Source organism: Neobacillus sp. K501, assembly GCF_053749995.1.
The window spans coordinates 506,524-530,122 of record NZ_JBSLYA010000002.1 but is presented as its reverse complement, the minus strand read 5'-3'; the positions used below and the strand labels follow the sequence as shown (position 1 = coordinate 530,122).

The following is a 23,599-nucleotide window of genomic DNA, read 5'->3' as shown; positions in this document are numbered from 1 at the left end:
GTAAAATAGAGTAAACAATCTTTTTTGGAGGTAGAAATGTCGATTTTTGGTGATTTATTTATTCGTTTTAGTAAACAAATTGAAACTTCTGATGGACAGAAAGATGATTCTTTGAAAACACATTATTATAAAGCTACTTTTAATCAGCTTTTTCAATCTGTGGAAGAGTTATTCAGACAGGATGCGGATTGCAGAATTACCACGGTATCAAAAGAGCGTGGGGAGATTGCCGTTGAAATTAATAAACCGGCCCCTTGTTTTTTAATCGTAACAGTCGTTTCTGTAAGACCATTAGAAACAGCTGTAGACTTTACCATTTCATCTGAATCATTTTCTCTGACCGGATCGTACCCAACCTTAAAGAAGAGGATCCAATCGTATTATCAACGTCTTAATCAAATACATACGTTTATTAGAGCAGGAAAAAACAATTAATACTTAGACTTGTGTAACCTATTTCTTTCTAATAAGATTAGATTAGGAATACCGCGAAAAAAAGTGTTAGGATTTTTTGGGGAGTTGATCAGCAATGAAATGCCCTTCTTGTCAAAATTATGGTACACGTGTGCTTGATTCCCGGCCTGTTGATGAGGGGCGCGCTACCCGAAGAAGGCGGGAATGTGAAGAATGCGGATATCGCTTTACCACGTTTGAAAAGATTGAAGAAATTCCATTAATTGTGGTAAAGAAAGAAGGAACAAGGGAAGAGTTCAGCCGCGATAAGATTTTACGAGGCTTAATTAAGGCCTGTGAAAAGCGTCCAGTTGCTTTAAAGCAATTAGAAGATATCACACAAGGCGTGGAAAAAGAGCTTCGAAATCAGGGGATTTCTGAGATTAAAAGTGAATTGGTGGGTGAAATGGTAATGGACAGGCTCGCACATGTCGATGAAGTAGCCTATGTTCGTTTTGCATCCGTTTACCGTCAGTTTAAGGATATAAATGTTTTTATTGAAGAATTAAAGGAATTAATTAAGAAAGAGAAATCTTAGGGAGCTGAGGAATTTGGCTCTCTCTTTTGTTCGAAAAGCTCCAGCACCTAGGCGCTGGAGCTGGACAAAAATTTGAAGGAAAGGTCTGAATGAAAAATGGCGCAGCATTGGCAGGAGTTAATTCCCATTGACCGTTATAAAGTAGGGGCAAATGGTTTGCTGCATGAGTATGATCGCAAAGTGCTGACGTTTTTGTATCAGCCCTTAATTGGTTCAACCTGTTTTAGTTTATATATGACTCTCTGGGCAGAGGTAGAGGAAAATAGACTATGGTCTGAGCCTTCAACCCATCACGTTTTAATGAATTTACTTAGTGCTAATTTAAAGGATATTTATGAATCCCGTTTGATGCTTGAAGGCATTGGTTTATTAAAAACTTATGTGAATACGGAGGAGGGGCAGCGTTCATTTATTTATGAACTACAGCCTCCATTAACTCCAGAGCAATTCTTTCTTGATGGAATGTTAAATATTTATTTATATCGAAAGATCGGGAAAAATCACTTTGCCCGGCTAAAACGCTTTTTCAGCGACCAACAAAAACCTCCGCAGGAAGATTATGCAGAGGTAACAAGAGCCTTTCAAGATGTATTTGCTTCCGCAACACCTAGCAGTCTTCAGTACATGCAAGAACATTCTGAGGCACTAGAAACGGAGCCGAATCAACAGTTTATTGGGCGGACTGAGCAAACCCCGATTCAAATCGAAAATCAAGAATTTAATTTTGAGATGTTAAAGGCAGGATTAAATGATTCACTCGTCCCTAAGAAGGCCTTATCTAAAAAGGTAAAAGATGTGATTAGCAATCTTGCATTTCTTTATAATATTGATCCAATTGAAATGAAAAAGTTCGTTCTAGGCGCTATTAATGAGAATGATGAGATTGATATCGAAGAGTTAAGGAAGGGTGCCCGTGACTGGTATCAGTTTGTCAATTATGATCAGCTTCCAAGCTTGATTACCCGAATCCAGCCGGTGGCCCATCAGGTTCAATTGACCGAACCGAAAACTCCTGAGGAAAAATTAATTCGTTATTTTGAAACAAATCCTCCGTTACAAGTTTTTAAAGAGCTTTCAGGGGGAGTAGAGCCTTCCAATTCGGATCTGAAAATATTAGAAGAACTTATGATTAAGTATAAGCTTCAGCCTGGTGTCATTAATGTCTTGATTGATGTCGTCATGAGAAAAACCGATATGAAATTCACAAAAGGATTTGTCGAGTCGATCGCTAGTCACTGGGCAAGAAAACAAGTGAATACGGTGAAAGACGCAATGGAAATTGCGAAGAAAGAAAATAGCTGGACGAATAACAAAAGTACTGGAAAGACAACGAAACAAAAACCAATACGCAAAGAAGTTTTACCTGATTGGTTTGATGATAAAACGGAAGAAACAGGAAAAGATGCTGTGGGTCAGACGGACAAAGACCTAGAAGCGAAAAAACGGGCGATTGAAGAAAAATTAAAAGCCTTTCGGAAATAGGGGTGAGATAGTTGGAAAGGATTAATCAAACACTGAAGCGTTTGGCTTCAAATGAAAACTTTCAGAAGCGATATGAACAACAGCGGCAGCAGGTCCTTCAAAATCCGGAAATAAAGGCCTTTTTAACCGAACATAAAGACGAGATTAACCAAGCGATGGTTGAAAAAAGTATGATGAAACTTTATGAGTATACGAACCAAAGTAAAGAGTGTAACCGGTGTGAGAGTCTTGATGGATGCATTAATTTTTTGAAGGGGCATCACCCAGAATTAGTATTAACACGAAATACCATAGATGTTGTATATAAGAAATGCCCAAGGAAAATAATGGCGGATGAACAAAAGAAAAATCAAAGGCTGATTAAAAGTCTTTATGTCCCAAGAGACATTTTGGAAGCAACGTTTGAACAATTTGAAGGGGATCAGGGCAGATTGGATGCAGGTGATAAGGCTGCTACTTTCCTCATGAATTATGAAGCGGGCTTAAAGCCTAAAGGTTTATACCTTTATGGTAAGTTTGGAGTGGGAAAATCATATTTGTTAGGTGCCATCGCGAATGAACTGGCGAAAAAACAAATTGGCTCGATGATTGTCTACGTCCCTGAGCTGCTCCGAGAAATGAAAAGTTCGATCGCTGATTCCACCTTAAATGAAAAAATTGAGGCATTAAAAAAAGAGCCAATCTTGATGCTTGACGATATTGGTGCTGAAGCCGTTTCGAGCTGGACGAGAGATGAGGTCCTAGGGCCGATTCTCCAATTCCGGATGCTGGAGAAACTCCCAACCTTTTTTACCTCGAATTTTGATTTTCAAGGCCTTGAGCATCACTTGACTTATAGTCAGCGTGGGGAAGAAGAAAAAATGAAAGCGCGCAGAATCATGGAGCGTATTCGCAGTTTAAGTGAGCCCGTGCTCGTAGACGGACCAAACCGACGTCACTAATAAAAGGATTACCGATTTCTTTTCGGTAATCCTTTTAATTTTAAATAAATATTGGAAAAGCTGTTCTGTCTTAACTTCTATTTTGGTCAAGTCCCCCATATAAATAGTAAAACAGAGATTGGTGACTAGGGGGGATTTGGTTGGCAGAAATCATCTTCCAAAGCAGGATGGATGCGAAAAGATTTTATCTTCACTTGCTTAAGTGCGTACAGGATCATTCAGATATTCTTCTTTCAGAAGATAACCATATAGTGAAAATTATGGATAACAGATTAGCTGGAATTACATTTGAAAAAGTAAAAGAAGCATTTTATGAGTTTATTATTAAAATAAAGCGAGATGACTGGTTTCGAGCCATTTTACAGGAGGAATATTTCTTTGAAGATCCTGATGAAATTCAGCAAATTATGGAAATTATTTATTCTGTACTTGCAGGGAATCGGGAGGATCTTGCTGTATTTTTAAAGGAGAACACGGAAGAACCGAAGATTAGAGAAGCAGTCGAGGAGCTTTTTAAAGGGAATATCTCGTTTTCTTTTGATGCATTTTTAAAGTTTCGCCTTCGTCCGTATTTACAACTGCTTGAGAGTTATGTTGAGATTTCTATTGACGAATATAAAATGGAGCAGGAATATCAAATGTTCGTGCAGACGCTCCGTGATTTTTTAGTGAAGCGGGAACCTAAAATAGAAACCTTGAATTTATTATTGGATGAGGAAATTAAATTTTTTAATGAGGAATTTGCTGAAATAAAAAGGGCAGAGCTAATGAGGATGGTGGACCGCAAGCTCTTGTTTAACCATCCCGTTTACGTAGATTCAGCCTCAATTGCACCATTATTATCGATAGCACCAAGAAATATCATTCTCTATACAAAAAATTCGGATGAACCGCTTGTACGAACAATAAAGAATATCTTTGAAGAAAGAGTGACAATTAAATTGTACACGGGCTTACGACATATAAAAGAGTGGATACAACAGGAAAACGAAGCTAGTGAAAATGGTGCTTAGAAAATTAGGTGTTTACCGTATTGATTTTTCAAAAAATAGTCATTATAATATCTTACATAGTCCGAAAAGCGGAAGCGCTTTGAACAGGGGCTTATGACCCCGAGCCACTAAGCGCTGGAGCTAGACATAGCAAAATAAACAGTAAAAGTAATGATAAGGACAATAGTATTTTTTCACGGTTATCAGAGAGGGAGGACATGGCTGAAAGTCTCCTAGCACGGATTGAATGCTTACCACCTTTAAACTTCAGCGGTGAACGCTTCTTTGAAGACTGTAATCGCCTGACGGGAAACAGCCCGTTACCCTGTCCTAAAGTCATTTTTGAGATTTTTTTAAAAATGAAAAATTGGGTGGAACCACGTGTTTATTAAACTCGTCCCTTTTCCATAGGGACGGGTTTTTTTATTTTTATTAGAAAAGCGGAAGCCCCTAGGCGCTGAAGCTGGACACTAAATTAAGTCGAAACTGACTTTTAAATCAAAAGGAGGAGTTACCATGTCAAACGTTGTTAAAATTGCGTTTCCAGATGGAGCAGTGAAGGAGTTTCCTCGTGGAACAACAACGGAAGATATTGCCGCATCCATCAGCCCGGGCCTAAAGAAAAAGGCGATTGCCGGGAAATGGAACGGACAAATGTATGATCTTCGTCGTCCAATCGAAGAGGACGGTTCAATAGAAATCGTTGTGCCAGATTCTAACGATGCATTAGAGGTTTTACGCCATAGTACAGCACATTTAATGGCGCAAGCGATTAAGCGGCTATATCCAAATGTAAATCTTGGAGTTGGTCCTGTTATTGAAAGCGGCTTTTACTACGATATCGATATTGAAGAGTCATTAACACCTGAAGATCTTCCAAAAATCGAAAAAGAAATGGCGAAGATCGTCAATGAAAATATTGAAATTGTTCGTAAGGAAGTAAGCCGAGCCGAAGCCGTTCAGATTTTTAAGGAAATGAATGATCCCTATAAGCTTGAATTGATTGAAGCAATTCCGGATGAGGAACAAGTAACAATCTATGAGCAAGGTGAATTCTTGGACCTTTGCCGCGGTGTCCATGTTCCTTCAACAGGAAAGCTAAAAGAATTTAAGCTATTAAGTATTGCAGGTGCCTACTGGCGAGGAGACAGTAAGAATAAAATGTTGCAGCGTATTTATGGAACAGCTTTCTTTAAGAAAGAAGATCTTGCTGAACATTTGCGTTTACTGGAAGAAGCCAAAGAACGTGATCACCGAAAAATCGGGAAAGAATTGAGCCTTTTCACAAGTTCACAATTAGTTGGCCAAGGATTGCCGCTATGGCTTCCTAAGGGAGCAACTATCCGCCGCGTGATTGAGCGCTATATTGTCGACAAAGAACAACGTCTTGGTTATGACCACGTCTATACACCAGTAATGGGTAGTGTTGATCTTTATAAAACTTCCGGTCACTGGGATCACTATCAGGAAGATATGTTCCCTGTGATGGAAATGGATAATGAGCAGCTAGTGTTAAGACCAATGAACTGTCCACATCACATGATGGTTTATAAGAATAGCATTCACAGCTATCGTGAGCTTCCGATTCGGATTGCTGAGCTTGGAACTATGCATCGCTATGAAATGTCTGGTGCTTTATCAGGCTTACAGCGTGTTCGTGGAATGACTTTGAATGATGCTCATATATTTGTCCGCCCAGACCAAATCAAGGATGAGTTCAAAAGAGTAGTAAACCTTGTTTTAGCTGTTTATAAGGACTTTAATATTAACGATTATTCCTTCCGCCTATCCTACCGTGATCCTCAAGATACTGAAAAGTATTATGATGATGATGCGATGTGGGAAAAGGCACAGAGCATGCTGAAGGAAGCGATGGATGACTTGGGGCTTGATTACTACGAGGCAGAAGGAGAAGCAGCTTTCTACGGTCCTAAGCTGGACGTCCAAGTAAAAACAGCTTTAGGTAAGGATGAAACACTATCCACTGTACAATTGGACTTCTTACTTCCAGAGCGTTTCGATTTAACTTACGTAGGGGAAGATGGTAAACAGCATCGTCCAGTCGTTATCCACCGCGGAGTGGTTTCGACAATGGAACGCTTTGTTGCCTTCTTAATTGAAGAGTACAAAGGTGCATTCCCAACTTGGTTGGCACCAGTTCAAGTTCAAGTAATACCAGTATCACCTGGGGTACACTATGATTATGCTAAACAAGTTCAAGAGCAGCTTCAAAACGAAGGCTTCCGTGTTGAGCTTGATGGCCGTGATGAAAAAATCGGTTACAAGATCCGCGAAGCACAAATGCAAAAAATTCCATACATGCTTGTTGTCGGTGACAAAGAAGTCGAAGAAAATGCCGTTAACGTCCGTAAATATGGTGAGCAAAAGTCCGAAACAATTGGATTTGCAGCATTTGTTGACAGCATAAATGCAGAAGTAAAACGTGGATAATTTTTCAAAAGGGAGGCTCGCCTCCCTTTTGTTTTTCAGAAATAAAAATTTTCCTATTGAATAATTTTTCGTTTCTTGTTAAAATAAATTTCGTTGTCATAAGAAATGTACGTTTGACATTAGGTCTTTGCTTATGTTATAGTTATTAAGGTAAAAATTGAATACTTATTTAGGAAAGAAGAAGCACCCGCTTCTCACCTGATTGACGCATCAAGCAGTTGGCAGGTTTTACGTGAACTATTTTGTTCTTTACTTATGTTTCGTAAAGTGTGGGTGTATGCATCCGCACTTTTTTATTTGTAAATAAAGTATTAAGTTGTTCAGTACTTGCCGAAGCAGCAGGGTGAAAAAGAAGCTTTTCGGTTCTTCTTAACCTGAATGTTGTATTCGTGATTAACCTTGGAGGTGGCTAATTATTAGCAAAGACATGTTGTTAAATGAGGGCATTCGCGCTCGCGAAGTTCGTCTAATTGACCAAAATGGCGAGCAATTAGGAATCAAATCCAAATTTGAAGCGTTAGAGATTGCTGGACGAGTGAATCTTGATTTGGTACTTGTAGCACCAAATGCAAAGCCTCCGGTAGCCCGCATTATGGATTATGGCAAATTTAAATTCGAGCAGCAAAAGAAAGAAAAAGAAGCTCGTAAGAATCAAAAGATCATTACAACAAAAGAAGTTCGTCTAAGCCCAACAATCGATGAGCACGACTTTAATACAAAGCTTCGTAATGCGATTAAGTTTTTGGAAAAAGGCGACAAGGTAAAAGCATCAATCCGCTTTAAGGGCCGAGCGATTACCCATAAAGAAATCGGTCAACGTGTGTTAGACCGTTTTGCTCAAGAGTGTAAGGAAGTTTCGAGCATCGAGTCTCATCCAAAAATGGATGGACGCAGTATGTTCCTAGTTCTTGCACCTAAAATCGAAAAGTAATAAGGAGGACTATTCCAATGCCAAAAATGAAAACTCACCGCGGCGCTGCAAAGCGTTTCAAGAAAACTGGTTCTGGTAAACTGAAGCGTTCACACGCTTATACTAGCCACTTATTTGCAAACAAATCAACAAAAGCTAAGCGTAAGCTTCGTAAAGCTGGTATCGTATCTAAAGGCGATTTCAAGCGCATTCGTTTCTTATTAACAAACATCAAGTAATCGTAAGCTTACGATTTATTATAGGAGGGAAAATACATGCCACGTGTTAAAGGCGGTACTGTAACGCGCAAGCGTCGTAAAAAAGTTATTAAATTAGCTAAAGGTTATTATGGTTCAAAACATACATTATACAAAGTTGCTAACCAACAGGTTATGAAATCTTTAATGTATGCATTCCGCGATCGTCGCCAGAAGAAGCGCGACTTCCGCAAATTATGGATTACTCGTATCAACGCAGCTGCACGCATCAACGGTCTTTCTTACAGCCGTTTAATGCACGGTTTAAAGCTTGCTGGTATCGAAGTAAACCGCAAAATGCTTGCTGAATTAGCAGTAAGCGATGCTCAAGCTTTCGCTCAATTAGCTGAAGTAGCTAAACAACAAAACAATAAGTAATTAATATAAAGCCATTCTCTACGCGAAGAGGATGGCTTTTTCTATAGGTGAGGTGATTAGGATGACATTACTGGCTATTGCCATTATGAATGTGGTCGGACTAGCGATAATGCGTATCGATAAAACACGTGCAAAACGCCACCAGTATCGCATTAGTGAAAAAACCTTGTGGCTTGTAGCGATATTTGGCGGAGCAATAGGAGCTACAGCAGGGATGCAGCTTTTCCGTCATAAAACCAAACATACATCGTTTAAGTTTGGTTTCCCTTTGCTGGCTATTATTCAAATCATTCTTCTATATTTGTTTTTGGCATAATTGACTTGACCGCTTTATATATTTAACTAACAAGCTAGTTTTTCAACAGGGGGCATGGTAAATGAATGAGGATCTGTCAGTATTGTTAGTATTTGTGGAAGCAGGGGGAATTTTTGCTCCATTGGCATTCATACTTTTTCATTTACTCAGATCGTTTATATTCCTTCCTGTATCAGTGGTTGTCATTGGGGGCGGTGTCCTTTTTGGAACTGTTTTGGGTACCCTTTATTCGATTATCGGCTTGATGGGAGTCAGCCTCTTGTTCTTTCTCTTCATCGAGAAAATGCCAAAAACGCGTGATCGCCTTATCCGGCTGAAAAATCGCTGGTTTGGAGAGTATCGTAATTTGACTGCCGGCCAAATTGCACTTTTAAGGCTTATTCCATTTGTTCACTATCATTTATTAAGTTTTTGCCTTTTGCAAAGAAAGCGAAATTTTAAGGAATATATGAAAGCCTCGTTTTTGACCAATGTTCCGTTAGCCCTTTTTTATACGGTATTTGGAGGGTATATTAGTCGATTTACCCCATCGCTGATTATCGTCCTGCTTATTGCTTTAACATGTCTTATTTACTTGTTAAGGGAAAAACAAAATATTATCAAATGGAAAGAATTTTTTAAAGCCACAACGTAAATAGCCGCTGATTCAGCGGCTATTTTTGCTGCTATAAACCTGGATTGGACTTTTCCAGTGGATTTCGGCAGCTGGATATTTTTCGAGAATTTTGTTCTCGATGTAAAAAAAATCTTCCTTCCTCAGCCTATTTAGCAGAGTTGGATTTTCTAGTGAAAGTGATATTGAAACAACGTCAATGCTGTTTTTTGTAGTCCCCAAATATTTTTCTCCAGTGAAGATAACCCCATTGTAGGTTAGGTGAAAATTCTTTAACGCTTCTTCATGATCTAACAGCAAAAATCGTTTATGTTTTCGCGCCGATTCTAATTTGCGTTTGGGTGTAAATAGAAACTTTATTGTCAAATAAATCAGGGAAAAGAGAAAAATAACGATCACTAAGCGCAACAGCCAAATCATTGGTATGCCTCCTAGCTTTTTTCCTAATATACGATTGAAGCTGAAAAAGGTTTCATGTCATTCTGGTTTTGATATAATTTTGTTAAGGAGTGATAATAAATGCAGCTAGAAAAATTATTTGAAATGCAAAAGGCATTGGATCAACATATTGAAGAAAAGCACGAGCTAGAGACTGAAGATTTATTTAATCGGAAAATCCTTGCTTTATTAGTGGAAGTATCTGAGTTAGCAAATGAAACCCGATGCTTTAAATTTTGGAGTATCAAACCATCTTCAGCTAAACAGGTGATTTTAGAGGAGTATGTGGATGGTATTCACTTCATCTTATCGCTGGGAATTGAATGTGATTTTCATAATCTGTCATTATTGATCAAGGCTGAGCCAACTAATAAAAATGTAACAGAGCAATTTCTTTTCATAAATGAAAAAGTTAGCCATTTTCAAAAATCTAAGTCTATCACCGACTATACCTCACTTTTTGAGGCATATTTGCAGTTGGGTGAATTGCTTGGAATTACATACAATGAAATGGAACAAGCATATTTTCAAAAAAATGAAGTAAATTATCAAAGACAACAAAATGACTATTAGCTGATAATTTTTTTTATTTTCTGTATAATGAAGTCCTACATATTCAAATAGGGGGCACAGGCAATGGTGAAATTAGATGAAACTTTAACGATGTTAAAGGAATTAACAGATGCCAAAGGTATTCCTGGAAATGAACGAGAAGTTCGTGAGGTAATGAAAAAATACATAGCACCATATGCAAATGAGGTAACAACAGATGGACTGGGAAGTTTAATTGCCAAGAAAGTAGGCAAAGAAGGCGGTCCGAAAATCATGGTTGCCGGTCACTTAGATGAAGTTGGTTTCATGCTCACGCAAATTGATGACAAAGGATTCCTTCGTTTTCAACCCGTAGGAGGCTGGTGGTCACAGGTTATGCTTGCCCAGCGCGTTACGATTGTAACGAAAAAAGGCGATGTCATTGGGGTTATCGGCTCGAAGCCGCCTCATATTCTTTCGCCAGAAGCACGTAAAAAACCAGTAGAAATTAAAGATATGTTTATTGATATTGGTGCCTCAAGCCGCGAAGAAGCAATGGAGTGGGGTGTTCGTCCAGGGGATATGGTCGTACCATATTTTGAATTTACGGTGATGAACAATGAAAAAATGCTGTTGGCTAAAGCTTGGGATAACCGAATTGGCTGTGCCATTGCCATTGACGTTTTGAAACAATTGAAGGGTGTTGATCATCCAAATGAAGTCTACGGTGTAGGGACGATTCAAGAAGAAGTAGGACTTCGTGGAGCACGTACATCCGCAGCGAAAATCCAACCGGATATCGGTTTTGGAGTGGATGTCGGTATTGCTGGTGACACACCGGGAATTTCTGAAAAAGAAGCGATGAGTAAAATGGGCAATGGTCCACAAATCATTCTCTATGACGCTTCATTAGTATCTCATAAAGGTTTACGGGATTTTATTACGGATCTTGCGGATGAACTGGGCATTCCGTATCAATTTGATGCGATCCCTGGGGGAGGAACCGACGCTGGTTCTATTCATATGACTCATAACGGTGTTCCAACCTTAGCGATTACGATTGCAACCCGTTATATTCACTCCCATGCAGCCATGCTTCACCGTGATGATTATGAAAACGCAGTGAAACTAATCGTTGAAGTGATCAAGCGCTTAGACCGTGAAACGGTTGATAAAATTACCTTTGATTAATATATCCATTCTTTCCTCGACGATCATGTCGGGGATTTTTTAAATAAAAAAACTGCCGATAATATCGGCAGCACACACGAGTTATTTTAGTCCACTCTCAAGGGATTGAAGCATTTCTTTTTTCTCTTCTTCGGATGAGTTCTTCCAGATGATTTCGAATAATACACCAAGGCCAGGAAGCATTTTTTCCTCTCCGTTTTGTATTGCATCGACAATCGTGTCTTCTAATTCTGCTTGTGAATTTCCGGAAACATTGTGAATAATGGCATTTCGTAAGTTAAGGTTCATGGTTATGCACTCCTTTATTAACCTATTTCTTTTTTATGATTTCTTATTTTGGTTTTATTATGTATTTTTGTTAGGATATAATGAGAAAAAACAGAAGGAGCACTATCTTGAAACATATTCAATCCATCAATAATCCACAAGTAAAGCAATGGAAAAAGCTTTTAACAAAAAAAGAACGAGATAAATCCGGAACCTTTATCGTCGAGGGCTTTCATTTAGTAGAAGAGGCGTTAAAAGAAAAAGAGCAAGTGATTGATATTATTATTTCTGAAAAAGTAGGGCTTCCGCCAGGCTGGGATACTGGTTCAGCAGGTGTAACGCTTGTTACCGAAGAAATTTCTAATACACTATCTGATACCGAAGCACCACAAGGAATTTATGCTGTTTGCTCCCAAATTGAAAAGGAAGCCCCCCATGCAAAAACGTATCTTTTAATCGATGCTGTCCAGGATCCTGGGAACCTTGGGACAATGATTCGCACCGCTGACGCAGCAGGAATTGATGCGGTGATTGTCGGTCGAGGAAGTGTAGATGTCTTTAACTCAAAGGTATTACGTTCTGCACAAGGAAGTCACTTCCACCTGCCGATCATTAGAGGGGAACTTTCTGAATGGATCGATAAACTAGCAGGAAAAAATATTCCAGTTTACGGTACAGCACTCGAAGGAGCTTCTGCATATACTGATACTTCCACCAGTGATTCATTTGGCTTAATCGTCGGAAATGAGGGGAATGGTGTCCATAAAGAACTGTTAGCCAAAACAACGGCCAACCTCTATATCCCGATATATGGCAAGAGTGAATCCTTAAATGTAGCCGTAGCTACCGGGATTCTCTTATATTCTTTAAAAAAATAGGCAATACTAGTTTGAATCAACTGCAAAGTTGATATATAATAATGAACTATATTGAAAATATCAAAAACGATGACGGAGAAAAGTATCTTGTCCATGACCATCAAGGGAGAAAGTGCCGTGACTGCAAGCACTTTTATGGAAATGATGAGAGAAGTTCACCTCCCGAGTTGGCACCGGGACCATTTTCTTAAATGTAAAGGTGCATCGGCAGAAGCCGTTATCTCAATGAAGCGAACGCTAGTGTTTTATACATAAGTGTTTACAAGGGTGGTACCGCGAACATAAACCTCGTCCCTTTCCAGGGATGGGGTTTTTTTATGTTTCGTCCCTGGCACCACCCGAAAATTGTCGAATAAATAAGGAGGAACTTTTTATGCAAGAACGTTTAAAGGAATTGCAGCAGGAAGCGATTCAAAAAGTTGAACAGTCTTCCAGCTTAAAGGAATTGAATGACATCCGAGTTGCTTATTTAGGAAAAAAAGGACCGATTACGGAAGTTTTGAAAGGAATGGGCAAGCTTTCAGCAGAAGAGCGGCCAATCATGGGGGCACTGGCAAACGAAGTTCGCGATGCGATTACAGCCAAGATTGAAGCTAAGCAAGCGGAACTTGAAGAAGCAGCTGTGTTAGAAAAACTGGCTTCTGAAAGCATCGATGTCACCCTACCTGGCCGTCCGGTTAAGGTTGGGAACCATCATCCTCTAACAAGAATCATTGAAGAAATCGAAGATCTTTTCATTGGAATGGGTTATGAGGTCGCAGAAGGTCCAGAGGTTGAGCAGGATTACTATAACTTTGAAGCCCTCAATCTACCAAAGGGACACCCTGCCCGCGATATGCAGGACAGCTTCTATATTACAGAAGAAATCCTAATGCGTACGCATACCTCCCCTGTGCAAGCACGGACAATGGAAAAGAACGATGGCAAAGGTCCGATTAAAATTATTTGCCCAGGAAAAGTGTACCGCCGAGATAATGATGACGCGACACACTCACACCAGTTCATGCAAATTGAAGGGCTTGTCGTTGGCGAGAATATTCGCATGAGCGACCTTAAAGGGACATTAGAAGTTTTTGCAAAGAAAATGTTTGGGGATGATCGTGAAATCCGTCTACGCCCAAGCTTCTTCCCATTCACGGAGCCATCCGTTGAAATGGACATTTCTTGTAAAATTTGTGGCGGCAAAGGTTGTAACGTTTGTAAACAAACAGGCTGGATTGAAATTCTTGGAGCAGGTATGGTGCATCCAAACGTGCTTGAAATGGCTGGCTATGATTCTAAAAAGTACACAGGCTTCGCGTTTGGAATGGGTCCAGAACGAATTGCGATGCTGAAATACGGTGTCGATGATATCCGTCATTTCTATACAAATGATGTACGTTTCTTAAAACAATTTGCCAAACACGAGTAATTTTTAAAGTGAAAGCCCATTGCGCTAAAGCTAGATAATAGGAGGAGACCAGGATGTACGTTTCTTATAAATGGCTCCAGGATTATGTTGATTTATCCGGAGTATCGGCAAATGATTTAGCCGAAAAAATTACCAAAAGCGGAATTGAAGTTGAGGGTGTTGATGTCCTTAATGAAGGAATTAAGGGTGTCGTTGTTGGTCACGTGGTAGAACGTGTTCAGCATCCAAATGCAGATAAATTAAGCAAATGTCAGGTAGATATCGGTCAAGGTGAACCGGTTCAAATTATTTGTGGTGCACCGAACGTCGCCCAAGGACAAAAGGTGGCAGTTGCTACAGTTGGTGCGGTGCTCCCAGGTAATTTTAAAATTAAAAAAGCAAAGCTTCGCGGTGAAGAATCGAATGGGATGATTTGCTCTTTGACAGAACTTGGAATGGAAGGGAAAATCGTTCCTAAGGAATATTCAGAAGGCATTTTCGTTTTTCCGCAGGATGCTGAGGTTGGTTCTGATGCGTTAGCGTTATTAGGGCGCGATGATGAAATCCTTGAACTGGGCTTAACACCAAACCGTGCAGACTGCTTAAGCATGTTGGGTGTTGCTTATGAGGTAGCGGCGATTTTGGGCAGAGAAGTAAAGCTCCCAGAAGCGGATCTTCAACCCACAAATGAAAAAGCATCTGACTATGTAACGGTTAAAGTTGACGCAAACGAAGATAATCCATTATACGTGGCGAAGATGATTAAAAATGTTAAAATCGGACCAGCGCCATTATGGATGCAGACACGATTGATGTCAGCAGGAATCCGTCCACATAACAATGTTGTTGATATTACGAACTACATTTTATTAGAATATGGTCAGCCATTACATGCGTTTGATTATGACCGTTTAGGTTCAAAAGAAATCCTTGTCCGCCGTGCAAATGCGGGGGAAAAATTCGTTACACTAGATGATGTTGAACGTACATTGACAGGGGACCATCTTGTGATAACAAATGGAACGGAGCCTGTTGCTTTAGCTGGTGTCATGGGTGGAGCAAATTCTGAGGTTACTTCAGATACAACAACAGTTCTACTTGAGTCAGCTTACTTCAGTGGTGCTGTGGTTCGGAAAGCATCGAAAGATCATGGCTTAAGAAGTGAAGCAAGTGCTCGCTTTGAAAAAGGTGTGGATCCAAATCGTGTTCGCGCAGCAGGTGAACGTGCGGCTTACCTGATGGCAAAATATGCTGGTGGGGAAGTCCTTGAGGGAGCATCAGAGGTTGATACATTGGCTGTGGAACCAGCGGTAGTGTCGATATCATTAGAAAAGATTAATCGAGTTATTGGTACTGAACTGACTGTTGAAGATGTAAAAGAAATCTTTGCCCGTCTGCAATTTGCGGTATCGGTTGAGGATGAACTTATCACGGTAACGGCGCCTACTCGCCGCGGTGACATTAAAATCGAAGAAGACCTGATTGAGGAAGTTGCTCGTCTCTATGGTTATGATAATATTCCGAAGACATTGCCTGTCGGCTCATCCACTTCTGGAAAGTTAAGCGACTACCAGAAGAAGCGCCGTATCGTTCGTCAATATCTTGAAGGAGTGGGCTTGTATCAAGCGGTCACTTATTCTTTAACAAGTGAGGAGAAAGCGGCACAATTTGCCCTTGAAAAACGTGACTTTATCCGCCTTGCGATGCCAATGAGTGAAGACCGCAGTGTGCTTCGTTTAAGTATTCTTCCACAATTATTGGAAGTAGTAAAGTACAACAGTGCTCGTCAGAATGATAGTATTGGTGTCTATGAAACTGGTGCCGTTTTCCTTGCGAATGGAAATGAAGTTTTACCAGAAGAGCAGGAGCATTTAGCCGCTGCAGTTACTGGCTTATGGCATACCCATTCTTGGCAGGGCGAGAAAAAGCCAGTTGATTTCTATGTTGTAAAAGGAATCTTAGAGGGCCTATTTGCCAAGCTAGGTCTTGCTGAAAAGGTAACTTATGTACAGGCGAAAGTTGATCAAATGCACCCTGGACGGACTGCGGAAATTTTATTAAATGGTGAAAGAATTGGTTTTATTGGCCAGGTTCATCCAACTATGCAAAAAGAGCTGGATTTAAAAGATACGTATGCATTTGAACTTTCGTTAAAGGCAGTTCTTGGAGCTGAAACAGCACCACTCCAGTATGAGTCGATTCCACGATTCCCATCGATCACAAGAGACATTGCACTTGTGGTAAATAAAGAAACGGTATCGGGCACTTTAAAGGATATTATTTTAGCTGCTGGCGGTCAGTTGCTGAAAGAAGTTCATGTCTTCGACTTATACGAAGGAGAGCGAATGGAGGAAGGTAAAAAATCCATCGCCTTCTCATTGAAATACGTTGACCCTGAGCGTACTTTAACAGATGAAGAAGTAACAAAGGTACACAATCAAGTACTTAAAGCTTTAGAGGAACAGGCTGGAGCGGTACTGAGAGGTTAAGGTTAATACAGTTCACTTTATGAAAAATGACCTAATCGATCTTTCGACTAGGTCATTTTTTTACAGCATGATTTAAGGTGAGAATTCTTAGAAATTATGAACGAATTATAATGCCCCAAACTCGGGTAGAGGAGTTAATTCGGTCATTATGAACGAATTATAATGCCCCAAACTAGGGTAGAGGAGTAGTTAATTCGGTCATTATGAACGAATTATAATGCCCCAAACTCGGGTAGAGGAGTTAATTCGGTCATTATGAACGAATTATAATGCCCCAAACTCAGGTAGAGGAGTTAATTCGGTCATTATGAACGAATTATAATGCCCCAAACTCGGGTAGAGGAGTTAATTCGGTCATTATGAACGGTTTATAATGCCCCAACTCGGGTAGAGAAGTCAATTCGGTCATTATGAACGGTTTATAATGCCCCAACTCGGGTAGAGAAGTCAATTCGGTCATTATGAACGGTTTATAATGCCCCAAACTTAGGTAGAGATGAAATTTCGGTCATTATGAGGACTTAGCCCCTCTTCTTTTTCACAAGTTTCATCGCTTTCTCAGTATTGGCAAAGTGCACCTTCACAAATTGTGGCAGTACCTCCCGACCTTTTTTCAAAATCAGCTTCGCTGCCGCCTCATCCACTTGGGCACCTGCACCTTTAGGAATCCTAAATCCTGCCGCCTCACTCAACTTATCAAAATATTGAACAAAGGCGTACCTAGCAAGAATTGAGGCCGCTGCTACCGCCAAATGCAAACCCTCTGCTTTCGTACTAAAATAAACATTTTCCCGTGCTACTGCTTTTTGATTTTTGACATGCTGATAATAAGTACTTTCCTGAACAAATTGGTCAATCAGGATTCCATCCGGCTTAGAAGGTGCGATTTTCTCCAACACATTCAAAATTGCTTGATTATGAAGAATGGCCTTCATTTTTCCCTGTGACATACCCTTCTGTTGCAGCTGATTATATTTTTCATTTTTAAGAGTCATTAAGCTGAAGGGAACGACATCTTTAATAACCTTTGCAATCGCGATGATCTTTTCATCATTTAAATCCTTTGAATCCCTGACGCCCAACTCCTTTAATAAAGGAATATCCTCTTTGCATACATACGCTGCTACGACGGTAATCGGGCCAAAAAAGTCACCTGTGCCCACTTCATCCGAACCAATCACCGACCATTGACTAAAACCTTCCGGAAGATTGCCTTTCGGACTCTTTGCTTTGCCAGGGGACTTCACAATAGGAACAGCCTCGCCCCATCTACCGGCTTCTGCTTCACTGCCATTCCCTTGAAAAAGAACTTTTCCCGATTTATAGGCTGTAATCGTGCAGTTCGAAGTCTTCGCGGAAAAAACACTTCCAGGTGGAGCTTTTTCTAGCAATTTCCCATCATAATACTTTTTCATTTCGACAATTTCATTCATACTTCGGTTTAAGACTACATTCGCCAAACTTGGCACACTCCTCTTTTAACAGGTAGGAAAAATCCCCCAGATAGTACTGTTATACTTTTCGTCTTCCTTGTGTTCGTGTTATGATATAGAATAGGATTTCCCTTGAGTCGAATGGAGGCACTTATTTTGTCAAATAATCAAAAAAATAGAACCACTGTGGATATATATGGCCAACAATATGTTATTTTAGGTACCGAAAGCCCAAGTCATATTCGGTACGTGGCATCGTTGGTTGACGATAAAATGCGAGAAATCGGTCTCAGGAATCCCTCACTAGATGTCAGTAAGCTCGCTGTTTTAACAGCGGTTAATGCCGTCAATGATTATATTAAGATTAAAGATCAATTAGAACGGCTGCAGGCTGAACTACATAAGGAAAAGGACTGAAAAAGTCATGTTGGATTTAGCAATTATTCTTTTATTAATTATTGGTCTTTTTATTGGTTTAAAACGAGGCTTCATTTTGCAATTAGTCCATTTAACAGGTTTTATTATTGCATACGTAGCAGCATATTTATACTACGCTGATTTAGCTCCGAAACTAACATTATGGGTTCCATACCCGAATCTAGGCGAAACCTCACCATTAAGTCTATTAACCGACAATCAACATATGGAAGCGGCTTTTTATCGGGCGATTGCCTTTGTTATCATCTTTTTTGCGGTGAAGATCTTATTGCAAATAATTGGTTCGATGTTAGACTTTATTGCCCATTTACCAATCCTAAAACAGTTGAATGTATGGGCTGGGGCTACATTAGGTTTCTTTGAAGTCTATCTGATTCTCTTTATTCTATTATATATTGGTGCATTAATTCCAATGGAAGTTTTACAGAATCCTTTGGATGACTCGGTAATGGCCAACATGATTGTGAACCATACACCATTTCTATCGGAGCAAATCAAAACAATCTGGCTTGAATATTCAGCTGCTTTAACTTCTCTGTAGCAGAGAAGTTTTTCTTTTCAAAATGGACAAGTTAATTTTAAGGTAGGTGTAAGAGATGGAAGTAAATAAAAAGGATTTAATTCGATTATTAGAAACGATCGCCGTTTATCTTGAGTTAAAAGGGGAAAATCCCTTTAAAATCTCAGCCTTTCGTAAGGCCGCATCAGCTTTAGAGTTTGATGACCGCAGCCTATCAGGTATTGAGGATTTCACGACTATCTCGGGAATTGGAAAAGGGACGGCAGCTGTGATTGAAGAATACATAAAAGAGGGAAAGTCGACAGTTTTACAGGAGCTGAAGGAACAAGTACCAAAGGGATTAATCCCGCTATTGCAACTGCCAGGGCTTGGTGGCAAGAAAATTGCTAAGCTTTATAAAGAATTGGGTATTGAAGATGTAACAAGTTTAGAAGAAGCCTGCAAAGCGGGAAAGGTTCAGGTGCTTGCTGGTTTTGGGAAAAAGACAGAAGAGAAAATCTTAAGTGCGATTGCCAATTTTGGTTCACGTCCAGAACGGCTGCCGCTTGCCTATATGCTTCCAATAGCGGAACAAATAGAAGAAAAATTAAGTACAATGGAAGAGATTCACCGATTCTCCAGGGCTGGCAGTTTACGGAGGATGCGGGAAACGATTAAAGACCTTGATTTCATTATCGCCACCGAGAATCCGGCGATTGTAAAACAGCAGCTTTTAGAAATGCCGAACATAAAAGAAATTGTCGGTGCTGGAGATACGAAGGTTTCGGTCGTATTTGTATTTGATTATGATGTATCGGTGGACTTCCGGCTTGTAGAACCAGAGGAGTTTACAACGACATTGCATCATTTTACTGGTTCAAAGGATCATAATGTTCGAATGAGACAACTGGCGAAAGAACGTGGGGAAAAAATTAGTGAGTATGGGGTAGAAAACACAGAAACTGGTGAAATTTTAACCTTCTCCACAGAAGAAGAATTTTTCAAACATTTTGATCTTCCTTTTATTCCACCAGAATTAAGGGAAGATGGGAAAGAAGTAGAGGAGTTTTCTGCTGAACATTGTCTAATCGAAATAAATGATATAAAAGGTGACCTGCATATGCACTCTACTTGGAGTGATGGCGCCCATACGATTGAGGAAATGGTCGAGGCCTGCCGGGCACGCGGCTATAAATACATGGCGATTACCGATCATTCTCAGTACTTAAAGGTGGCTAATGGGCTGACCCGGGAGCGGTTATTGCAGCAGAAAGAAGAAATTAAGATATTAAATGACAAATATGATGATATTGTCATCTTGTCCGGTGTGGAAATGGATATATTACCAGATGGTACACTTGATTATGAGGATGACGTATTAGCAGAACTGGATTTTGTCATCGCTTCGATCCATTCTGCTTTTTCACAGCCAAGGGAAAAGATAATGGAGCGGTTAACGACCGCCTTAAAAAATGCCCATGTTGATTTAATTGCCCATCCTACTGGCAGAAAAATAGGCCGCCGCGAAGGGTACGATGTTGATATCGATTTACTGATTGAGCTGGCAAAGGAAACGAACACGGCGCTAGAATTAAATGCGAATCCGAATCGCCTGGATCTTGCTGCTGAAAGCTTAAGAAAAGCACAGGATGCAGGTGTGAAAATCATGATCAATACGGATGCCCATCGGGTGGATACCTTAGCACAAATGGAAATTGGTGTTTCCGCTGCGAAAAAAGGCTGGATAAAAAAATCATCGGTGATAAACGCAATGGAAACTCAGGAGTTACTAGAATTTTTGCATAATCGAAATTAAGGAGGTCCCACTCCATGCAAGAAAGAACATTAAAGGTTTTAGAATTTACAAAAGTAAGAGAGCAGCTATTAGAACATGCTGCCTCTTCACTTGGAATAGATAAAATTAATCAGCTTGTCCCCTCAACCGATTTTGAAGAAGTGGTAAAGCTTCAAGCGGAAACGGATGAAGCTGCAACAGTACTACGAATTAAAGGAAATGTACCCCTTTCTGGGATTCACAATATTCGCGCCCATATTAAACGCTCGGTGATTGGTGGTGTCCTTAGCCCATATGAATTAGTTCAAGTGGCAAGTACAATCCATGCAAGTCGTCAAATGAAAAGATTTATCGAGGATATTGCAGAGGAAAGAACGGAGATCCCGATTTTACTAGAGCAGGTTGAGCGGATTATCCCATTAACAAACTTGGAGCAATCGATTAAGCAAGCGATTGATGAAAGCGGCGAGGTACTTGACGGCGCTAGCGAATTGCTCCGTTCCTTAAGGCAGCAGCTTCGCTCAAACGAAGCACGGGTGCGAGAAAAATTAGAAAATATGATTCGTTCCTCCAATGCGCAAAAAATGCTGTCTGATGCGATTGTCACTATTCGGAATGATCGATTTGTCATACCGGTTAAACAGGAGTATCGCGGTCACTATGGCGGGATTATTCATGACCAAAGCTCTTCAGGTCAAACACTGTTCATCGAGCCGCAGGTGATCGTCCAGTTAAACAATCAATTACAGGATATTCGGGTAAAAGAACAGCTGGAGATAGAACGTATTTTAACAGCGCTTTCGGCAAGTACGGCAGAGCATGAAAGTGAATTGCTTGTCATTGTCGAGGTGTTAGCAAACTTAGATTTTATATTTGCAAAGGCCAGATACGGAAGAAAGATCAAGGCATCGATGCCGCTGATGAATAATGAGGGGAGAATTGCCTTATATAAGGCAAGACATCCGCTGATTCCGATCGATGAGGTTGTAGCGAACGACATCATGCTTGGCAAGGAATTTACAACGATTGTGATCACTGGTCCAAACACTGGTGGGAAAACGGTAACGTTAAAGACACTTGGTTTATGTTCGTTAATGGCACAGGCAGGCCTGCAGGTACCTGCTTATGATGGTTCCGAGTTAGCGGTCTTTGATGCCATTTATGCTGATATAGGGGATGAACAATCGATTGAACAAAGCTTGAGTACCTTTTCATCCCACATGGTGAATATTGTAGATATTTTAGAAAAAGTTGATTTTAATAGCCTTGTGTTATTTGATGAACTAGGTGCTGGGACAGACCCTCAGGAAGGGGCGGCACTAGCGATTTCGATTTTAGATGAAGTCCATAACAGGGGCGCAAGGGTGATTGCTACGACCCATTACCCAGAATTAAAGGCATATGGCTATAACCGTGAAGGAGTGTTAAATGCTAGCGTGGAGTTTGATGTTGAAACATTAAGTCCAACCTATAAGCTTTTATTAGGGGTGCCGGGACGCAGTAATGCTTTTGAAATCTCAAAACGCTTAGGATTAAACGAACGAGTCATCCAATCCGCGCGATCCCATGTGAGTGAGGATACGAATCAAATTGATAAAATGATTTCTTCACTAGAAGAAAGTAAACGGCAGGCTGAAATCGAACATGAAGAAGCCAGAGCGTATAGGAAACAGGCTGAAATGCTTCATAAGGATTTACAAAAGCAAATGATTGAATTCTATGAGCAAAAAGATGCGATGCTTGAAAAAGCCGCTGAAAATGCGCAGGATATTCTTGAAGACGCGAAAAGTGAAGCAGAAAAGATTATTCGGGATCTTCGAAAAATGAGGCTGGAAAAGAATGCCGAAATTAAAGAGCATGAATTAATCGATGCAAAACGCCGTCTCCAAGAAGCGGCACCAGAAATAAAGAAATCTTCGAAACAAATCATTAAGAAAACGAAGACACATACATTAATGCCAGGTGATGAAGTCAATGTTTTGACGTTTGGACAAAAGGGCAGCCTGATTGAAAAAGTATCGGGTAATGAGTGGCAGGTACAAATCGGAATCCTGAAAATGAAGGTAAAAGAAAAGGATATGGAGTATATCAGTACTCCGAAGCCCGTTGAGACGAAGCCGATGGCAATTGTCAGAGGAAGAGATGCTGATGTAAAACTTGAATTAGATCTGCGCGGGGAAAGATATGAGGACGCACTTCTAAGAGTGGAAAAATATATTGATGATGCGTTATTATCGAGTTATCCACGTGTTTCGATTATTCATGGAAAAGGCACTGGAGCATTAAGACAAGGTGTTCAGGAATATCTGCGCAATCACCGCTCTGTAAAGAAAATTCGCTTTGGTGAAGCGGGTGAAGGCGGTTCAGGTGTTACCATTGTGGAATTTAAATAAAAACCAGGAGAATAGGGAATGAACCAGTTTTGGGATAACGTATATATTCAAATTGCAGCCTATTATAGCGTGGTTATTTTATGCGTGATTGTATTTTTAGCGCTTTTCGAATTGGTAACCAAATATAAAAATTGGGATGAAATCAAAAAAGGAAATATTTCAGTGGCGATGGCGACTGGGGGGAAGATATTTGGTATTTCCAATATTTTTCGCTATAGCATCGAACAAAATGATTCGCTAATCACGATGGTCAGCTGGGGAGTCTTCGGATATTTACTTTTACTTGGAGGATATTTTATCTTTGAATTTTTAACGCCTAAATTTCGGGTCGATGAAGAGATTCAGAATGATAACCGGGCGGTTGGACTCATCTCACTGATCATATCCGTTGGATTGTCATATGTAATTGGCGCAGGTATATCATAAGGGGAGAATAAAAAGTGGAGACATTAGCGAAAGTACTTCTTGGTTTTTGCGGCGTGTTCGTGCTAATCGGTATAATTTATCTAATCTTTTTTACGTAATA

At 40.1% G+C, this 23,599-nt stretch carries 24 protein-coding genes and 3 other annotated features; of the genes, 21 read left to right on the top strand and 3 right to left on the bottom strand.

What is annotated here, in order from left to right:
• The first annotated feature begins 36 nt into the window (after positions 1–36).
• The 11 genes from ACWM35_RS07180 (at position 37) to ACWM35_RS07130 (ending at position 9,352) form a co-directional block, all read left to right on the top strand.
• A complete protein-coding gene (locus ACWM35_RS07180) occupies positions 37–435 on the top strand; it encodes a hypothetical protein (RefSeq protein ID WP_454816849.1) in 399 nt (132 codons plus the stop codon).
• A 94-nt stretch (positions 436–529) separates the two neighbouring features.
• The gene (nrdR, locus tag ACWM35_RS07175) at positions 530–991 is read left to right on the top strand and encodes a transcriptional regulator NrdR (protein WP_454816847.1); all 462 of its coding nucleotides are present in this window, start codon (positions 530–532) and stop codon (positions 989–991) included.
• A 96-nt stretch (positions 992–1,087) separates the two neighbouring features.
• Entirely contained in the window at positions 1,088–2,473 is a 1,386-nt protein-coding gene (locus ACWM35_RS07170; RefSeq protein ID WP_454816845.1) for a replication initiation and membrane attachment family protein, read from the top strand.
• Positions 2,474–2,484: 11 nt separating this feature from the next.
• Positions 2,485–3,414: a primosomal protein DnaI gene (gene dnaI / locus ACWM35_RS07165; protein WP_454816843.1), complete on the top strand. Its 930-nt coding sequence runs from the start codon at positions 2,485–2,487 to the stop codon at positions 3,412–3,414.
• 140 nt (positions 3,415–3,554) lie between these two features.
• Positions 3,555–4,427, top strand: coding sequence for a putative sporulation protein YtxC (locus tag ACWM35_RS07160; RefSeq protein WP_454816841.1), 873 nt, complete (start codon positions 3,555–3,557; stop codon positions 4,425–4,427).
• 141 nt (positions 4,428–4,568) lie between these two features.
• Positions 4,569–4,811, top strand: a binding site (T-box leader).
• A 111-nt stretch (positions 4,812–4,922) separates the two neighbouring features.
• Positions 4,923–6,857, top strand: coding sequence for a threonine--tRNA ligase (thrS, locus tag ACWM35_RS07155; RefSeq protein ID WP_454816839.1), 1,935 nt, complete (start codon positions 4,923–4,925; stop codon positions 6,855–6,857).
• 169 nt (positions 6,858–7,026) lie between these two features.
• Positions 7,027–7,158: a sequence feature (ribosomal protein L20 leader region), on the top strand.
• 126 nt (positions 7,159–7,284) lie between these two features.
• Positions 7,285–7,788 carry a translation initiation factor IF-3 gene (gene infC, locus ACWM35_RS07150; protein WP_454816837.1) on the top strand — a complete coding sequence of 168 codons (504 nt, stop codon included), beginning with the start codon at positions 7,285–7,287 and terminating at the stop codon, positions 7,786–7,788.
• Between the two features lie 17 nt (positions 7,789–7,805).
• The gene (gene rpmI / locus ACWM35_RS07145; protein ID WP_454816835.1) at positions 7,806–8,006 is read left to right on the top strand and encodes a 50S ribosomal protein L35; all 201 of its coding nucleotides are present in this window, start codon (positions 7,806–7,808) and stop codon (positions 8,004–8,006) included.
• 36 nt (positions 8,007–8,042) lie between these two features.
• Positions 8,043–8,402, top strand: a complete 360-nt coding sequence (gene rplT / locus ACWM35_RS07140; RefSeq protein WP_454816833.1) for a 50S ribosomal protein L20 — start codon at positions 8,043–8,045, stop codon at positions 8,400–8,402.
• A gap of 61 nt (positions 8,403–8,463) precedes the next feature.
• The gene (locus ACWM35_RS07135; RefSeq protein WP_454816831.1) at positions 8,464–8,718 is read left to right on the top strand and encodes a DUF1294 domain-containing protein; all 255 of its coding nucleotides are present in this window, start codon (positions 8,464–8,466) and stop codon (positions 8,716–8,718) included.
• 61 nt (positions 8,719–8,779) lie between these two features.
• Positions 8,780–9,352, top strand: coding sequence for a TVP38/TMEM64 family protein (locus tag ACWM35_RS07130; RefSeq protein ID WP_454816829.1), 573 nt, complete (start codon positions 8,780–8,782; stop codon positions 9,350–9,352).
• Between the two features lie 12 nt (positions 9,353–9,364).
• On the opposite strand, the gene ACWM35_RS07125 is transcribed toward ACWM35_RS07130, so the two are convergent.
• Entirely contained in the window at positions 9,365–9,751 is a 387-nt protein-coding gene (locus ACWM35_RS07125) for a sigma-w pathway protein ysdB (protein WP_454816827.1), read from the bottom strand.
• A gap of 99 nt (positions 9,752–9,850) precedes the next feature.
• On the opposite strand from ACWM35_RS07125, the gene ACWM35_RS07120 reads away from it, so the two are divergent.
• Both ACWM35_RS07120 and ACWM35_RS07115 read left to right on the top strand, forming a co-directional pair.
• Entirely contained in the window at positions 9,851–10,342 is a 492-nt protein-coding gene (locus ACWM35_RS07120; protein ID WP_454816826.1) for a dUTP diphosphatase, read from the top strand.
• 63 nt (positions 10,343–10,405) lie between these two features.
• On the top strand, positions 10,406–11,491 hold the full coding sequence (locus tag ACWM35_RS07115; RefSeq protein ID WP_454816824.1) for a M42 family metallopeptidase: 1,086 nt from the start codon (positions 10,406–10,408) through the stop codon (positions 11,489–11,491).
• An 81-nt stretch (positions 11,492–11,572) separates the two neighbouring features.
• Here ACWM35_RS07115 and sspI read toward each other — a convergent pair whose 3' ends face one another.
• Positions 11,573–11,779 carry a small acid-soluble spore protein SspI gene (sspI, locus tag ACWM35_RS07110; RefSeq protein WP_454816822.1) on the bottom strand — a complete coding sequence of 69 codons (207 nt, stop codon included), beginning with the start codon at positions 11,777–11,779 and terminating at the stop codon, positions 11,573–11,575.
• A 107-nt stretch (positions 11,780–11,886) separates the two neighbouring features.
• Between sspI and ACWM35_RS07105 the strand changes: the two genes are divergently transcribed.
• The 3 genes from ACWM35_RS07105 to pheT all read left to right on the top strand — a co-directional run bounded on the left by ACWM35_RS07105 (position 11,887) and on the right by pheT (position 16,515).
• Positions 11,887–12,636: a TrmH family RNA methyltransferase gene (locus tag ACWM35_RS07105; protein WP_454816820.1), complete on the top strand. Its 750-nt coding sequence runs from the start codon at positions 11,887–11,889 to the stop codon at positions 12,634–12,636.
• 60 nt (positions 12,637–12,696) lie between these two features.
• Positions 12,697–12,935: a binding site (T-box leader), on the top strand.
• 74 nt (positions 12,936–13,009) lie between these two features.
• Complete coding sequence (gene pheS / locus ACWM35_RS07100; protein WP_454816818.1) at positions 13,010–14,047, top strand: phenylalanine--tRNA ligase subunit alpha; 1,038 nt, start codon at positions 13,010–13,012, stop codon at positions 14,045–14,047.
• A gap of 53 nt (positions 14,048–14,100) precedes the next feature.
• Positions 14,101–16,515: a phenylalanine--tRNA ligase subunit beta gene (gene pheT, locus ACWM35_RS07095; RefSeq protein WP_454816816.1), complete on the top strand. Its 2,415-nt coding sequence runs from the start codon at positions 14,101–14,103 to the stop codon at positions 16,513–16,515.
• 521 nt (positions 16,516–17,036) lie between these two features.
• Here pheT and rnhC read toward each other — a convergent pair.
• Complete coding sequence (gene rnhC, locus ACWM35_RS07090; RefSeq protein WP_454816814.1) at positions 17,037–17,975, bottom strand: ribonuclease HIII; 939 nt, start codon at positions 17,973–17,975, stop codon at positions 17,037–17,039.
• A gap of 129 nt (positions 17,976–18,104) precedes the next feature.
• Here rnhC and zapA point away from each other — a divergent pair, with 129 nt between their 5' ends.
• The 5 genes from zapA to ACWM35_RS07065 are packed head-to-tail and all read left to right on the top strand — an operon-like array spanning position 18,105 to position 23,499.
• The gene (gene zapA, locus ACWM35_RS07085) at positions 18,105–18,365 is read left to right on the top strand and encodes a cell division protein ZapA (RefSeq protein ID WP_454816812.1); all 261 of its coding nucleotides are present in this window, start codon (positions 18,105–18,107) and stop codon (positions 18,363–18,365) included.
• A gap of 7 nt (positions 18,366–18,372) precedes the next feature.
• Positions 18,373–18,927: a CvpA family protein gene (locus tag ACWM35_RS07080; RefSeq protein WP_454816810.1), complete on the top strand. Its 555-nt coding sequence runs from the start codon at positions 18,373–18,375 to the stop codon at positions 18,925–18,927.
• A gap of 55 nt (positions 18,928–18,982) precedes the next feature.
• Positions 18,983–20,701, top strand: coding sequence for a DNA polymerase/3'-5' exonuclease PolX (gene polX / locus ACWM35_RS07075; RefSeq protein WP_454816808.1), 1,719 nt, complete (start codon positions 18,983–18,985; stop codon positions 20,699–20,701).
• A 14-nt stretch (positions 20,702–20,715) separates the two neighbouring features.
• Positions 20,716–23,073: an endonuclease MutS2 gene (locus tag ACWM35_RS07070; RefSeq protein ID WP_454816806.1), complete on the top strand. Its 2,358-nt coding sequence runs from the start codon at positions 20,716–20,718 to the stop codon at positions 23,071–23,073.
• Between the two features lie 18 nt (positions 23,074–23,091).
• Positions 23,092–23,499, top strand: a complete 408-nt coding sequence (locus ACWM35_RS07065; RefSeq protein WP_454816804.1) for a DUF350 domain-containing protein — start codon at positions 23,092–23,094, stop codon at positions 23,497–23,499.
• Positions 23,500–23,599: the final 100 nt, after the last annotated feature.

Excerpts from the sequence above, each read along its gene's own strand:
- ACWM35_RS07180 (WP_454816849.1), top strand. The coding sequence starts at position 37 with ATGTCGATTTTTGGTGATTTATTTATTCGTTTTAGTAAACAAATTGAA.
- nrdR (WP_454816847.1), top strand. The coding sequence starts at position 530 with ATGAAATGCCCTTCTTGTCAAAATTATGGTACACGTGTGCTTGATTCC.
- ACWM35_RS07170 (WP_454816845.1), top strand. The coding sequence starts at position 1,088 with ATGGCGCAGCATTGGCAGGAGTTAATTCCCATTGACCGTTATAAAGTA.
- thrS (WP_454816839.1), top strand. The coding sequence starts at position 4,923 with ATGTCAAACGTTGTTAAAATTGCGTTTCCAGATGGAGCAGTGAAGGAG.
- infC (WP_454816837.1), top strand. The coding sequence starts at position 7,285 with ATGTTGTTAAATGAGGGCATTCGCGCTCGCGAAGTTCGTCTAATTGAC.
- rpmI (WP_454816835.1), top strand. The coding sequence starts at position 7,806 with ATGCCAAAAATGAAAACTCACCGCGGCGCTGCAAAGCGTTTCAAGAAA.
- rplT (WP_454816833.1), top strand. The coding sequence starts at position 8,043 with ATGCCACGTGTTAAAGGCGGTACTGTAACGCGCAAGCGTCGTAAAAAA.
- ACWM35_RS07135 (WP_454816831.1), top strand. The coding sequence starts at position 8,464 with ATGACATTACTGGCTATTGCCATTATGAATGTGGTCGGACTAGCGATA.
- ACWM35_RS07130 (WP_454816829.1), top strand. The coding sequence starts at position 8,780 with ATGAATGAGGATCTGTCAGTATTGTTAGTATTTGTGGAAGCAGGGGGA.
- ACWM35_RS07125 (WP_454816827.1), bottom strand. The coding sequence starts at position 9,751 with ATGATTTGGCTGTTGCGCTTAGTGATCGTTATTTTTCTCTTTTCCCTG.
- ACWM35_RS07120 (WP_454816826.1), top strand. The coding sequence starts at position 9,851 with ATGCAGCTAGAAAAATTATTTGAAATGCAAAAGGCATTGGATCAACAT.
- ACWM35_RS07115 (WP_454816824.1), top strand. The coding sequence starts at position 10,406 with ATGGTGAAATTAGATGAAACTTTAACGATGTTAAAGGAATTAACAGAT.
- sspI (WP_454816822.1), bottom strand. The coding sequence starts at position 11,779 with ATGAACCTTAACTTACGAAATGCCATTATTCACAATGTTTCCGGAAAT.
- pheS (WP_454816818.1), top strand. The coding sequence starts at position 13,010 with ATGCAAGAACGTTTAAAGGAATTGCAGCAGGAAGCGATTCAAAAAGTT.
- pheT (WP_454816816.1), top strand. The coding sequence starts at position 14,101 with ATGTACGTTTCTTATAAATGGCTCCAGGATTATGTTGATTTATCCGGA.
- ACWM35_RS07080 (WP_454816810.1), top strand. The coding sequence starts at position 18,373 with ATGTTGGATTTAGCAATTATTCTTTTATTAATTATTGGTCTTTTTATT.
- polX (WP_454816808.1), top strand. The coding sequence starts at position 18,983 with ATGGAAGTAAATAAAAAGGATTTAATTCGATTATTAGAAACGATCGCC.
- ACWM35_RS07070 (WP_454816806.1), top strand. The coding sequence starts at position 20,716 with ATGCAAGAAAGAACATTAAAGGTTTTAGAATTTACAAAAGTAAGAGAG.
- ACWM35_RS07065 (WP_454816804.1), top strand. The coding sequence starts at position 23,092 with ATGAACCAGTTTTGGGATAACGTATATATTCAAATTGCAGCCTATTAT.